General features: G+C 71.4%; 13 protein-coding genes and 1 tRNA gene. 8 read left to right on the top strand and 6 right to left on the bottom strand.

The window, feature by feature from the left end; genetic code table 11:
* The first annotated feature begins 6 nt into the window (after window positions 1-6).
* Entirely contained in the window at window positions 7-1281 is a 1275-nt protein-coding gene (locus ACFQQI_RS22535; RefSeq protein WP_378568796.1) for an aspartate kinase, read from the top strand.
* Window positions 1278-2330, top strand: a complete 1053-nt coding sequence (locus ACFQQI_RS22530) for an aspartate-semialdehyde dehydrogenase (protein WP_378568794.1) — start codon at window positions 1278-1280, stop codon at window positions 2328-2330. The genes ACFQQI_RS22535 and ACFQQI_RS22530 overlap by 4 nt, the downstream gene beginning before the upstream one ends.
* Before the next feature lie 4 nt (window positions 2331-2334).
* On the opposite strand, the gene ACFQQI_RS22525 is transcribed toward ACFQQI_RS22530, so the two are convergent.
* Complete coding sequence (locus ACFQQI_RS22525; RefSeq protein ID WP_378568792.1) at window positions 2335-2958, bottom strand: hypothetical protein; 624 nt, start codon at window positions 2956-2958, stop codon at window positions 2335-2337.
* Window positions 2959-3269: 311 nt separating this feature from the next.
* Between ACFQQI_RS22525 and ACFQQI_RS22520 the strand changes: the two genes are divergently transcribed.
* Window positions 3270-4445 (top strand): IS481 family transposase, encoded by a 1176-nt coding sequence (locus ACFQQI_RS22520; protein WP_378568790.1) that lies wholly within the window; start codon window positions 3270-3272, stop codon window positions 4443-4445.
* A gap of 63 nt (window positions 4446-4508) precedes the next feature.
* On the opposite strand, the gene ACFQQI_RS22515 is transcribed toward ACFQQI_RS22520, so the two are convergent.
* Window positions 4509-4582 (bottom strand) — tRNA-Pro (locus ACFQQI_RS22515).
* Window positions 4583-4646: 64 nt separating this feature from the next.
* Entirely contained in the window at window positions 4647-5597 is a 951-nt protein-coding gene (locus ACFQQI_RS22510; protein ID WP_378568788.1) for a metallophosphoesterase, read from the bottom strand.
* A gap of 27 nt (window positions 5598-5624) precedes the next feature.
* On the opposite strand from ACFQQI_RS22510, the gene ACFQQI_RS22505 reads away from it, so the two are divergent.
* A complete protein-coding gene (locus tag ACFQQI_RS22505; protein ID WP_378568786.1) occupies window positions 5625-6086 on the top strand; it encodes a GatB/YqeY domain-containing protein in 462 nt (153 codons plus the stop codon).
* A gap of 11 nt (window positions 6087-6097) precedes the next feature.
* Here the strand turns inward: ACFQQI_RS22505 and ACFQQI_RS22500 are convergent, their stop codons facing one another.
* Window positions 6098-8521 (bottom strand): penicillin-binding protein, encoded by a 2424-nt coding sequence (locus ACFQQI_RS22500; RefSeq protein ID WP_378568784.1) that lies wholly within the window; start codon window positions 8519-8521, stop codon window positions 6098-6100.
* A gap of 224 nt (window positions 8522-8745) precedes the next feature.
* Here ACFQQI_RS22500 and ACFQQI_RS22495 point away from each other — a divergent pair, with 224 nt between their 5' ends.
* Window positions 8746-9036: a WhiB family transcriptional regulator gene (locus ACFQQI_RS22495; protein ID WP_378568782.1), complete on the top strand. Its 291-nt coding sequence runs from the start codon at window positions 8746-8748 to the stop codon at window positions 9034-9036.
* 9 nt (window positions 9037-9045) lie between these two features.
* Here ACFQQI_RS22495 and ACFQQI_RS22490 read toward each other — a convergent pair whose 3' ends face one another.
* Window positions 9046-10248, bottom strand: coding sequence for an ArsA family ATPase (locus tag ACFQQI_RS22490; RefSeq protein ID WP_378568780.1), 1203 nt, complete (start codon window positions 10246-10248; stop codon window positions 9046-9048).
* Window positions 10245-11270, bottom strand: a complete 1026-nt coding sequence (locus ACFQQI_RS22485; RefSeq protein WP_378568778.1) for an ArsA-related P-loop ATPase — start codon at window positions 11268-11270, stop codon at window positions 10245-10247. The genes ACFQQI_RS22490 and ACFQQI_RS22485 overlap by 4 nt, the downstream gene beginning before the upstream one ends.
* Before the next feature lie 55 nt (window positions 11271-11325).
* On the opposite strand from ACFQQI_RS22485, the gene ACFQQI_RS22480 reads away from it, so the two are divergent.
* The 3 genes from ACFQQI_RS22480 to ACFQQI_RS22470 form a co-directional block, all read left to right on the top strand.
* On the top strand, window positions 11326-11718 hold the full coding sequence (locus ACFQQI_RS22480) for a hypothetical protein (RefSeq protein ID WP_378568776.1): 393 nt from the start codon (window positions 11326-11328) through the stop codon (window positions 11716-11718).
* Window positions 11719-11754: 36 nt separating this feature from the next.
* Complete coding sequence (locus tag ACFQQI_RS22475; RefSeq protein ID WP_378568775.1) at window positions 11755-12690, top strand: hypothetical protein; 936 nt, start codon at window positions 11755-11757, stop codon at window positions 12688-12690.
* Window positions 12691-12736: 46 nt separating this feature from the next.
* Window positions 12737-13273: CoA transferase subunit A (locus ACFQQI_RS22470; RefSeq protein ID WP_378568774.1), on the top strand; the 537-nt coding region annotated here is incomplete at its 3' end.

The following is a 13273-nucleotide window of genomic DNA, read 5'->3' as shown; positions in this document are numbered from 1 at the left end:
CGCACCGTGGGCATTGTCGTGCAGAAGTACGGCGGATCGTCCGTTGCCGACCCCAGCGCGATCAAGCGGGTCGCTCGCCGCATCGTCGACGCCAGGAAGGCCGGCCACGACGTCGTCGTCGCCGTCTCGGCGATGGGCGACACGACCGACGAGCTCATCGACAAGGCGCAGGCGGTCAGCCCGGCGCCCCCGGCCCGTGAGCTCGACATGCTGCTCACCGCGGGTGAGCGGATCTCGATGGCGCTGGTCGCGATGGCGATCTCCGACCTGGGCTACAGCGCCCGCTCGTTCACGGGCTCCCAGGCCGGTGTGATCACGGACTCGGTGCACGGCAAGGCCAAGATCATCGACGTCACCCCGGGCCGGATCGAGTCGGCGATCGCCGAGGGCCACATCGTGATCGTCGCCGGCTTCCAGGGCGTCTCCCAGGACACCAAGGAGATCACCACGCTCGGCCGTGGTGGCACGGACACGACCGCGGTCGCGCTCGCCGCAGCCCTCGGAGCCGACGTCTGCGAGATCTACACCGACGTCGACGGGGTGTTCACCGCAGACCCGCGGATCGTGCCGGCGGCACGCAAGCTCAACCACGTCGGCACCGAGGAGATGCTGGAGATGGCGGCCTCCGGCGCCAAGATCCTCCACCTCCGGTGCGTCGAGTACGCCCGCCGCTACAACATCCCGATCCACGTGCGGTCGTCCTTCTCCCAGAAGGAAGGCACCTGGGTCATCCCGGACAGCAAGGCAGGAGACCACGAGATGGAGCAGGCGATCATCGCCGGCGTCGCGCACGACCGCAGCGAGGCCAAGATCACCGTCGTCGGCGTACCCGACAAGGTCGGCGAGGCCGCGCGCATCTTCGAGGCGCTGTCGGCGACGGAGGTCAACATCGACATGGTGGTGCAGAACGTCTCGGCTGCCGCGACGGGCCTGACCGACATCTCCTTCACGCTGCCCCGCACCGACGGCCAGACCGCCATGGGTGCGCTGGCCCGGATCCAGGACGAGGTCGGCTACGACAAGCTCCTGTACGACGACCAGATCGGCAAGGTCTCGCTGATCGGCGCCGGCATGCGCTCGCACCCGGGCATCACCGCGAAGTTCTTCGCGTCGCTCGCCTCGGCCGGCGTGAACATCGAGATGATCTCCACCTCGGAGATCCGCATCTCCGTGATCGTCGACGAGGCCCAGGTCGACGACGCCGTGCGCGCCACGCACACGGCGTTCGACCTCGACTCCACCGAGGTCGAGGCGGTCGTGTACGGCGGGACCGGCCGATGAGCACCACCCCGATCAACATCGGAGTCGTCGGCGCCACCGGCCAGGTGGGCGTCGCCATGCGCCAGATCCTCGAGGAGCGCGCGTTCCCGGTCGGCGAGGTCCGTTTCTTCGCCTCGGCCCGCTCGGCCGGCACGGTGCTGCCGTTCGCCGGTCGCGAGATCGTGGTGGAGGATGCCTCCACGGCCGACCCGGCCGGTCTCGACGTCGCGCTGTTCTCGGCCGGTGCGACCACGTCGCGGGCGCTCGCGCAGAAGTTCGTGGACGCCGGCGTGATCGTCGTCGACAACTCCAGCGCGTTCCGCAAGGACCCCGACATCCCGCTCGTCGTCTCCGAGGTCAACCCCGACGATGCGCGCGAGGTCATCGCGGCCGGGCGCGGCATCATCGCCAACCCCAACTGCACCACGATGGCCTTCATGCCCGTGCTGAAGCCGCTGCACGACGAGGCCGGGCTGGTCCGGCTGATCGTGTCCTCGTACCAGGCGGTCTCCGGCTCCGGCGTCGCCGGTGTCGAGGAGCTCGCCACCCAGGTGACGGCCGCGGGCGACAAGGCGCGCGAGCTGGCGTACGACGGCGAGGCCGTCGCGTTCCCCGAGCCGGAGAAGTACGCCCGGACGATCGCCTACAACGTGCTCCCGATGGCCGGCTCGATCGTCGACGACGGTCTCCACGAGACCGACGAGGAGCAGAAGCTGCGCAACGAGTCGCGCAAGATCCTCGGCATCCCCGACCTGAAGGTCTCCGGGATCTGCGTGCGGGTGCCGGTCTTCACGGGCCACTCGCTGTCGATCAACGCCGAGTTCACGCGGCCGATGCCGGTCGAGCGCGCCAGCGAGCTGCTCGCGACGGCGGTGGGTGTGGAGCTCTCCGACATCCCGACGCCGCTGCAGGCCGCGGGCAAGGACCCGTCGTACGTCGGGCGCCTCCGTCAGGACCCCGGCGTCGACGACGACCGCGGGCTCGCACTCTTCGTCTCGGGCGACAACCTGCGCAAGGGCGCCGCGCTCAACACCGTGCAGATCGCGGAGCTGATCGCCGCCGCACGCTGACGGGTCAGCGGTCGCCCGGCTCCACGAACGTCGTGGTGACCCAGTGCGAGAGCGCGAAGGTCACCGCGCTGATCACCGGGATCACGACGACCATCGCGGGCTCGTCGAGGCTGTCGACGAGGAAGAGCAGCGCGATCACACACGCCAGGCCCACGCCGAGGACGGTGGTGCTCACCGGGTCGGGCACCCGGGCGAGCCGGAGCAGCGCGACGCCGACCAGCACTGCCAGGACCAGCACGAGGGCGAGCATCGGGTAGCCGGCGCGTCCGCAGCTGGTGGTGCCCTGCACCTCCTCGCAGGTGCGCAACGACGCCCACGTCAGGCCCACGACCGCGAGCCCGACGAGCAGTCCGACGACCACAACGATGATCGGTCCGCCGGCGCGCCGGGCCCGGACCTCGATCCTGCGGGCGCCCGACGGCGCCTCGGCAACGGTCTCGGTCTCGGGCTCGGGCTCGGGCAGCACGGCGGTCGGCTGCTCGGTACGGACGGGCGCGGGCTCATGGGCGGGCGGCGGTGCGTCGGCCACCGGCTCGGCGGGTGCGACTGCCTCCTTCTCGCGCCGTCTGCGCCGCCAGCCGCCGAGGGACGGCAGCTCGAGTGACGGCCGGTCGTCCCGATCTCCCATGCGGGCAGTGTGCCACGGCACGGGGAGGCTCAATCCGGCGCGGGTTTCGCGTCGCGACGCCCGGAATTGCCCTCAGCGGGGCCCATGAACGGCCACGTGGGGTGTCTCGACGACTCCGACCGGTACCGACACCATCCCGGGAACGGCGCGAGGCCCGGATCCGTGCGGATCCGGGCCTCGCGGCTGTCGGGCTGACAGTGTCCTGGCTCAGGACATCCCGGACACATGTCTCACGACATCCCGGACACATGTCTCACGACATCCCGGACTGAATCGGCCCTGGTGTCACAACCGGGCCCGAGGGTGCGGACGTGTCCACAGCCCGCCTGGTCATCACCGCCGTCACTGTCGAGAAGCGACCCGTCGCCGAGGTCGCCGCCAGCTACGGCGTGTCCCGCTCCTGGATCTACGAGCTCCTCGCCCGCGACCGAGACGAGGGCGAGGCCGCCTTCCAACCGCGCTCCAGGGCGCCGAAGACCTCCCCGGGCGCCACGCCGCCCGAGACCGTCGAGCTCGTGCTGCGCCTCCGCAAAGAACTCCTCGAGGCCGGGCACGACGCCGGCGCCGACACCCTGGGCTGGCACCTGATCCACCATCACGCGACCACCCTGTCGCGGGCCACGATCCACCGGATCCTGACCCGCCACGGCGCGGTCGACCCGCAGCCGAGGAAGCGACCGAAGTCCTCCTACGTCCGCTTCCAGGCCGCCATGCCCAACCAGTGCTGGCAGTCCGACTTCACCCACTACCGACTGGCCAACGGCCAAGACGTCGAGGTGATCACCTGGCTCGACGACTGCACCCGCTACGCCCTGCACGTCTCCGCCCACCGCGCGATCACCACCCCGATCGTCACCGCCACGTTCCGCAAAGCCGCAGGTCAGCACGGCATCCCCGCGTCCACGCTCACCGACAACGGGATGGTCTACACCGTCCGCCTGGCCGGCACCGGCCGCCGAGGCGGCCGCAACGGGTTCGAGCAGCAACTACGCGCCTGGAACGTGGTCCAGAAGAACAGCCGACCCAACCACCCCACCACCTGCGGGAAGGTCGAGCGGTTCCAGCAGACGATGAAGAAGTGGCTGCGCGCCCAGCCCCACCAGCCCGCCACCGTCGCCGAACTGCAGGCCCTGCTCGACCGGTTCGTCACCCAGTACAACCAGCACCGCCCGCACCGGTCCCTACCCCACCGGGCCACCCCCGCGACGCACTACGACTCGATGCCCAAAGCCGTCCCCGAACCCACACGAGACGCCGAGACCCACGACCGCATCCGGCACGACATCGTCGACAAGTCCGGCAGCGTGACCCTGCGCGTGCACGGCCAACTGCGCCACATCGGCATCGGGCGAACCCACGCCCGAACCCACGTCATCCTGCTCATCCACGACCTCGACGTACGCGTCATCAACGCCGTCACCGGCGAACTGCTCCGCGAGCTCACCATCGACCCGGGCAAGGACTACCAACCACGAACCCCGAAATGAAGAACACCCGAACCCACGTTTCCGTAGGTCCGGGTGTCCGCGATGTCCTGAGACATCACACTGTCGGGCTGACAGGATTTGAACCTGCGGCCTCCTCGTCCCGAACGAGGCGCGCTACCAAGCTGCGCCACAGCCCGATCGGCCCACCGGAGCGGACCGGGGGCAACCATACCCGAGCACGTCGGGTGCCCTGAAATCGGTTCAGACCTCGGTCGGGACCCCGGTTCGGACGGGGGTCTCGACGAAGGTGAGCAGGGTCGCCTCCGGGCGGCAGGCGACCCGGATCCGGGCGTACGGACTGGTCCCCAGGCCGGCCGAGACGTGCAGCCACGACGACCCGGGATCGCCGGGCCGGGACTCCGCCGGATGGCGGTGCAGGCCCTTCGCGCGGGCCGGGTCGAGGTCGCAGTTCGTGGTCAGCGCACCGACGCCCGGCAGGCAGACCTGGCCGCCGTGCGTGTGCCCGGCGAGCACAGCGTCGTACCCGTCTGCGGCGAACCGGTCGAGCACGCGGAGGTACGGCGCGTGCGCAACGCCGAGGCGGACGTCGGCGCCCGGGTCGGCGGGGCCGGCGACGAGGTCGAGCCGGTCGTAGCCGAGATGCGGGTCGTCGACGCCCGCGAACGCGATCCGCACCCCGCGCACCTCGAGGGACGCGCGGCTGTTGGTCAGGTCGGTCCAGCCGGCGCCGGAGAGCGAGGCGCGCAGCTCGCGCCAGGGCAGCTGCGGCACGTTGGTGTGCCGCTTGCCGGTGTCGGGCAGCAGGTAGCGGAACGGGTTGCGCAGGGTGGGCTCGAAGTAGTCGTTGGATCCGAAGACGAAGACGCCGGGCACGCCGAGCAGGTCGCCCAGGCTGTCCAGCACGGCTGGCACCGCGTCGCGGTGGGCGAGGTTGTCGCCGGTGTCGACGACCAGGTCGGGCCGGAGGTCCGCCAGGCCGCGCAGCCATGCCTGCTTGCGGTGCTGGCCCGGGGTCAGGTGCACGTCGCTGAGGTGCAGCACGCGCAGCGACGGGCTGCCCGGCGGCAGGACCGGCACCGTCACGCGGCGCAACGTGTACTGCCGCGCCTCAGCGAGGGCGTACGCCGTGAGGCCGGCCCCGGCGACGGTGGCTCCGAGGGCGAGGCGACGGGCGACGGCCAGGGAGCTCACCCGGGCAAGGCTGCCACAATGGCGGTCATGAGCGACCTCAAGGACCGTCTCCGCGCCGACCTCACCGCCTCCATCAAGGCCCGCGACGAGGTGCGGTCCTCGACGCTCCGGATGGTCCTCTCGGCGATCACCAACGCCGAGGTCGCCGGGAAGGCCGCTCGCGAGCTCAGCGACGACGACATCATCGGCGTGCTGTCGACCGAGGCCAAGAAGCGCCGCGAGGCGGCGACCGCGTTCAGCGAGGGCGGCCGCACCGAGATGGCCGAGAAGGAGACCGCCGAGGCCGCGGTCATCGCCGACTACCTGCCCGCGCAGCTCTCGGAGCAGGAGATCGCCGACATCGTCACGTCCGCCATCGCCCAGACCGGCGCCGCGGACGAGGGCATGCGGGCGATGGGCAAGGTCATGGGCATGGTCCAGCCGCAGGTCAAGGGCCGCGCCGACGGCGGCGCCGTGGCGGCGGAGGTACGCCGCCAGCTGGGCGCCTGACGCGGCACCGATCAGCGCGGTCCGCGGCCCCGTCCGTTGCCGTTGCCGTTCCCGTTCCCGTTGCCCGGGCCGTCGTCGCCCCCACCGCCGCCGCCACCGCCGCGGCCCTTGTCGGGCTTCGGGGGCTCGGGCGGCGACTGGCCGTTGGACTCGTAGATCGTGACGACCGAGCCCTTCGCGATCGAGGAGCCGGCCCCCGGGCTGGTGTAGGCCGCGGTGCCAGCGGAGTAGTCGGAGTACGTCGTGCCGCCGTCGAGGGCGTTGAACCCGGCCTGCTCGAGCGTGCGCTCGGCCTCGTCCATGCTCATGCCGCCGACGCTCGGAATGGTCGCGGGGATGCCCTCGACCGCGGAGGCCGTCGGCGCGGTGAAGTCGACGTAGTCGAGGCCGCCCTGGATCGCGTGCATCGCCTCGGCCCACATCGGGCCGGCGAAGCCGGAGCCGGAGACCTCGTAGATGTAGCTGCCGCCGATGGTCTGGCCCGCGAGCGGGATGGGCTTCTGGCCGTCCTTGCTGGCTCCGGCGATCATCGCGGCCGTGCCGACCTGGGGCGTGTAGCCGACGTACCAGACCGACTTGCCGTCCTGTGTGGTGCCGGTCTTGCCGGCGGAGGGCACCGTCATGCCGGTGCCGCCGTTGTCGTAGCCGAAGCCGCCGGGCTCCTGGACGCCGCGCAGCACGTCGTTGACCGCGTCGGCCGACGACTGCTCGAGCACCTGCTGGCAGGAGCTGCCGTACTTCTTCAGCACGTTGCCCGACGAGTCTGCGATCGAGGTGACCGGGACCGAGTCGCAGTGCAGCCCACGGGCTCCGAACGTCGCGTAGGCCTCCGCCATCTCGAGCGGGCTGGCGTCGGCGATGCCGAGCGTGAACGTGGGCACCCGCTCGGGCAGGTGGGTCCCGTCGCCCTTGGCGTAGGTGAGCTGGACGCCCATCTTCTTCGCGAGCTTGAACGGCTCGCACACGCCGGTCTCGCGCTCGAGCATGGCGTAGAAGGTGTTCACCGACTCCTGGGTGCCCCGGTAAAGGTCCATGGTGCCGGAGGTCGTCGAGCTGGAGACGTTCCAGGGGCCGACGAAGTTGCCCGCCCCCTCGCAGTTCTCGAACTCGGCGGTGTCGATCGTCATCGACATCGGGGCGTTGAACGTCGTGGTGAGCGGGATGCCCTGCTCGACGGCCGCGGCGAGGATGAACGGCTTGAACGTCGAGCCGGCCTGGAAGCCCGCGGAGTCGCCGTACTTCGTGGGCACGGCGTAGTTGAGGAAGGTCTCGCCCTTCTTCTCGTCGCGGCCCATGGGGCGCGACTGGGCGATCGCCTTCACTGCGCCGGTGCCCGGCTCGACCATCGCGAGCGCGCCGACGGCCTGGTCGCCCTGCGAGACGTGGTTGCGGACGGCGTTCTCGGCCGCGGTCTGGTAGTCGAGGTCGAGCGTGGTGCGGATCGTGAGGCCGCCGGACTTCAGCAGCTGGCGGCGCGCGGCGACGGTCTCGCCGAGCGCCGGGTCGTCGAGCAGGTAGTTCCAGGCGTAGTCGCAGAAGAACGGGGCCCGGGAGTACCAGCAGCCGTTCTTGGACGCCACGACGTGCAGCCCGAGCTTCTTCTCCTTGGCCTTCTCGGCCTGCTCGCGCTCGATCACGTTCAGCTGGGCCATCCGGTCGAGCACGATGTTGCGGCGCTCGAGAGCGCGGTCGGGGGAGTTGGTCGGGTCGTAGCCGGTGGGGTTCTTCACCAGGCCGGCCAGCATCGCCGACTGCCGCAGGTTGAGCTTCTTGGCGTTGACGCCGAAGTAGTGGCGGGCCGCCGACTGCACGCCGTACGTGCCGTCGCCGAAGTACGCGATGTTCAGGTAGCGCTCGAGGATCCAGTCCTTGGTGTGGTGCTCCTCGAACGCGATGGCGTAGCGCAGCTCGCGCAGCTTGCGGGCGTAGGTGTCGTCGGTCGCGGCCGCGCGCTCGGCCTTGGTGCGGGCCTGGGTCAGCAGCGTCATCTTGACCATCTGCTGGGTGATCGACGAACCACCCTGGACGACGCCGTCGTTGGCCTGGTTGGTGATCAGTGCGCGCAGCGTGCCCTTGAGGTCCAGCGCTCCGTGCTCGTAGAAGCGGGAGTCCTCGATGGCGACGATCGCCTCGACCATGGTCCGGGAGATCTGGTCGAGCGAGACGTTGACGCGGTTCTCGTCGTAGAAGGTCGCGATGGTGTTGCCGTCGGCGTCCAGCAGCCGGGTACGCTGGGGCAGCGGGTCGGTCTCGAGCTCGGCCGGCAGGTTGTCCATCGCCGTGGCGACGTTGCGCGCCCCGATGCCCAGGACCCCGGCGAAGGGGATCGCCAGGCCGGCGACGAGGACGCCGACGACAGCTGCGACCCCCAGCATGACCAGCAGATGGGACGCGACGCGACCGGCGGGGAGGCGCTCCTCGCGTGGGACAACCATGGCCCCCAGAGTACGGGACGGGACGAACGTCCTCCGATTCCCCGAGGCCACCCGGCCGGCCGGGTGACCCGGACGGGCTAGTCCGAATGGACTACGCGAATTGGGCACTTTCGGTCTGGTTCCCGGCCTAGACCTTCCCTAACTTTGGGGCCCGAGGGGGAGCAATCCCGGGTAGGCGTCATGGGGACGCCGCCTATCTCGGAAGCGATGTGGGGACATCCAACATGTGGGTTGAGGATTGGGCCAGCGCGGCCGCGTGCCGCGAGTCGCACCCGGACCAGTTGTTCGTGCGGGGGGCTGAGCAGAACAAGGCGAAGCAGCTGTGCGCCTCCTGTCCGGTGCGCACCGAGTGCCTGGCAGAGGCGCTCGACAACCAGATCGAGTGGGGGGTCTGGGGCGGGATGACCGAGCGGGAGCGCCGTGCGCTGCTGCGTCGTCGCCCGAACGCCTCCTGGCGCGCCGTGCTCGAGGCCGCGCGCGAGAAGGACGGCTCGCTGACGCCGTCCGTCGTCTGACTCGACGCGTCAGCTGCCGCTGACCAGCTGACCGACCCGGCGCAGGCCGGCGAGGTCGTGCACGTCACCGGCGAGCGCCGGGACCACCGCGGTGGGCACCCGGGGGTGCGCCGCGGCGAACCGCGCGCGGAGCAGCGCCTCGCGCTCGGCGATGCGGGAGCGGTCGGCGTGCAGCCGCAGCAGCCCGGCCGTCAGCGACTCCGGGTCGCGCTGGCGCAGCCGTCCGGCGGCCGCCATCGCCTCGTCGGCCGACAGCGCGCCGGCGGGCACCGGGCTGGCCCGGTTCACGACCAGGCCGGCGAGGGGCATGTCGTCCTCGGCGAGCCGCTCGACGAAGTACGCCGCCTCGCGCAGCGCGTCCGGCTCGGGCGCCGCCACGACGAGGAACGCCGTGCCGTCGGCCTGGAGCAGCTCGAACGTCTTCTGGGCGCGCTGCCGGAAGCCGCCGAAGAGCGTGTCGAACGCCGCGACGAACGTCTGCATGTCGCGCAGCACCTGCGCGCCCAGCACCTTGGTGAGCGCGCCGGTGATCAGGCCGACCCCCGCGCTCATCATCCGCGCCGGCCCGCGGGCCGGGGTCAGCAGCATCTTGATGAACCGGCCGTCGAGGAAGCTCGACAGCCGCTCGGGCGCGTCAAGGAAGTCGAGGGCCGAGCGCGACGGCGGGGTGTCGACGACGATCAGGTCGTAGCTTCCGTCGCGCTGCGCGTCGGCGTGGATCTGGCCGAGCTTCTCCATCGCCATGTACTCCTGCGTGCCGGCGAACGAGCTCGAGAGGGCCTGGTAGAAGGGGTTGTCGAGGATCTGGCGGGCCTTCTCGGGGGTGGCTTGGCTCTCGACCACCTCGTCGAAGGTGCGCTTCATGTCGAGCATCATCGCGTCGAGGCTGCCGCCCTTGCGGCTGCCCTTCGCGTTGGTGCGCAGCCCCGAGACCGGCCGCGGGGTGTTGTCGAGCTGCTCGATGCCCATCGACTGGGCGAGCCGTCGCGCCGGGTCGATCGTGAGCACCACGACCTTCCGGCCCCGCTCCGCGGCCCGCAGGGCCAGCGCTGCCGACGCCGTGGTCTTGCCGACGCCCCCGGACCCGCAGCACACGATGATCCCGATCCCCGGGTCGTCGAGCAGCGCGTCGACGTCGAGCTCCGGCGCGGGGCCGGGGCTGCTGGCCAGGGGGCCGACGCGACCGCGTGACCTGCTGCGTGGGGCCGTCATGCGAGCCCCTGGTCCTTGAGGGTCTCGGCGAGCTCGTAGAGCCCGCCGAGGTCGATGCCGCCCGGCAGCCGGGGCAGCTCGTACGTCGGCCGGCCCAGCCCGGCGACGAGGTCGCGCTGGCCGTCCTCGAGCGCACGGCGTTCGGCGTGGTCGCGGCCCTCCGAGAGCAACCCGTCGACCAGGCCGTCCTCGGGCTCCACGCCGGCCTCCTTGAGGTCGGCGGTGATGCGCGCGGGGTCGATCGATCCCGACCGGACCTCCTCGAGGTCGGCGGCAGAGAGGTCGCGCGGGCGCACCTGGTTGACGACCACCGAGCCGACGGGCAGCCGGGCCTTCGTGAGCTCGGAGATCCCGTCTGCGGTCTCCTGCACCGGCATCTCCTCCAGCACCGTGACCAGGTGGACCGCGGTGCGCGGGGAGCGGAAGAGCGTCATCACGGTGTCGGCCTGGCTCTTCACCGGGCCGACCTTGGCCAGCCCGGCGAGCTCGTTGTTGACGTTGAGGAACTGGGTGATCCGCCCGGTCGGCGGGGCGTCGAGCACGACCGCGTCGTACCGGATCGCGGCCTTGTTGCGGCTGTTGCGCTGCACGGCCTCGAAGACCTTGCCGGTCAGCAGCACGTCGCGCACGCCGGGCGCGATCGTCGTCGCGAACTCGACGAAGCCGAAGCGGTCCAGCGCCCGACCGGCGCGGCCGAGCTTGTAGTACATCGCGAGGTACTCGAGCAGCGCCGACTCGGCGTCGATGTGGAGCGCGTGGACCACCCCCGGCGGGCGGTCGCCGTGGTTGAGGCCGGTGGCGATGCGGCGCTCGGCGTACGGCAGCGGGTCGACGTCGAACATCCGCGCGATGCCCTGGCGGCCCTCCACCTCGCAGAGCAGCACCTGCCGGCCGTGTGAGGCCAGGCCGAGCGCCAGGGCGGCGGCGACCGTGGACTTCCCGGTGCCGCCCTTGCCCGTCACCACGTGCAGGCGCACCCGGGACCAGTCGGCGTCGGAGCCGGGCTTCGGCGAGGGCGTCACGGGCCCCAGCGTAGAACGCCGGACGTGAGCGTCTGGCCCGGCTACTGTCCGGCGCATGCTCAGGAAGATGATCCTCGGGGTGGTCGCACCGCTCGTGGCCGGGCTCGTGCTCACGCCCGTCGGCGCCGCCGTCTCCGCGGTGGCTCCCGCTGAACGTCTCGCGGGAACCGCAGCCAGCCAGCACCGGATCGTGACGACGCCCGACGGCTGGGCAGTAGCGGCGTGGACGCGGACCAACGGTGCGTCGCACCGTGTGCAGGTGGCGGTGCGCACCCCGGCCGGAGCCTGGCGCCGGGAGCGGACACTCACCTCCTGGCGCGACGACTCCCTCGCCCCGGTCGCAGGGCACCTGCAGCTCGTGGTCGCGCCTCGAGGTCGCGTGATGGCGGTCTGGGTGTCACCGGGCCTGCGACTGGTGCATTCCGTGTGGCGGCCCGGGCGCGGATAGGGCGACACGTCCCCGATCGCGCGCGATGCCCACCCGATGATCAACCCCCTCGCCGCCGCGAACGCCCAGGGACGGATCGCCGTCTCGTGGCAGCGGAAGGTGCGCGGCGCCGTGGTGCTCATGGCGAGCGTACGGCGCGACGGCGGGTGGCTGACCCGACGCCTGGACGTGCAGAACCAGGGCGGTTGGAGCCGCAACCCGGCTGCCGTGGTCGTGGACCGCTCGGACAACGTCGTCGTCGCGTGGTACCGCGGCAGCCGCGGCGACGCCGGCTCCTACGTCAGCCGTCTGGACGCCGGCGCCGCGGACTGGGAGGAGCCGGTGCAGCTCGGCACCGTCTCGGAGCCGTTCCACGACTGCATCTGCCAGCCGGTGCTGACCGAGGCGCCCGACGGCACGACGTACGTCTCCGACCGGATCTGGGGGTTCCCGACGCCGACCGGGACGGCCGACGTCAGCTGGGCACGCGGCGAGGACGACGCCACGTGGGAGGTCGACGAGGGGATGCCGGTGATCGACGCGATGGCGTCGTCTGTCGTGGTCGGTGACCACCTCGTCGTCGGCGACCCCACCGACGGCGGGCGCCTGGTGCACGAGCTCCTCCCGGACGGCAGCTGGACCACTACGACCCTCGAGGTGCGCCCGGACCACGTCGCGCTGACCGGATCGGGGCGTGCCGTCGCCATCGAGCTCCCGGACTACCACGAGGAGGACGGACTGGTCCGGGTCCAGGCGCGGCTCGCGAACGGCGGCTGGGGACCGGCACGGGTCGTGTACGGCCTCGGCGCGCGCGTGACCAACCGGACGCTGACGAAGTACGACGGGGTCGCGCGGCCCTACCTCTGGAACCACGATGTGGCGGCAGGGCCGGGAGACACAGTCTCGGTGCTGCTCGGCACCGCCCCGGCTTCGGAGACCTGGCGCCGGCCGGACTCCTTCGACGTCCGGGTGCTGAGCGCCCCGGTGGCATGAGGTCGGCTGTTTGACCCGGTCGGCCTCGCAGTCTTGGATCGACTCCATGGACAAGGTGGTGAGGTCGGCCGCGGAGGCGGTGGCGGACATCCCGGACGGTGCGACGTTGTCGGTCGGGGGTTTCGGGTTGTGTGGGATCCCGTCGGTGTTGATCGGGGCGTTGCTGGAGGCCGGCACGAGGGATCTGGAGGCGGTGTCGAACAACTGCGGGGTGGATGACTGGGGGCTGGGGCTGTTGCTCGCGGAGCGGCGGATCCGGCGGATGATCTCCTCCTACGTGGGGGAGAACAAGGAGTTCGCGCGGCAGTACCTCTCCGGGGAGCTGGAGGTCGAGCTGACCCCGCAGGGCACGCTGGCGGAGCGGATGCGGGCGGGTGGGTCGGGGATCCCGGCGTTCTTCACCGCGACCGGGGTCGGCACCCAGGTGGCCGAGGGCGGGCTGCCGTGGCGCTACGACGGCCTGGGCAATGAGGAGGGCAACGTCGTGGTGTCCTCGCCGGCGAAGCAGACGCAGGTCTTCCCGACCGCCGAGGGCGACCGGGTGGTGGAGAGGGAGTTCGTGCTCGAGCACGCGATCGTGGCG

The organism is Nocardioides sp. GCM10030259, from assembly GCF_042666375.1.
Taxonomy (GTDB): domain Bacteria; phylum Actinomycetota; class Actinomycetes; order Propionibacteriales; family Nocardioidaceae; genus Nocardioides.
This window is presented reverse-complemented; position numbering and strand designations above follow the sequence as displayed.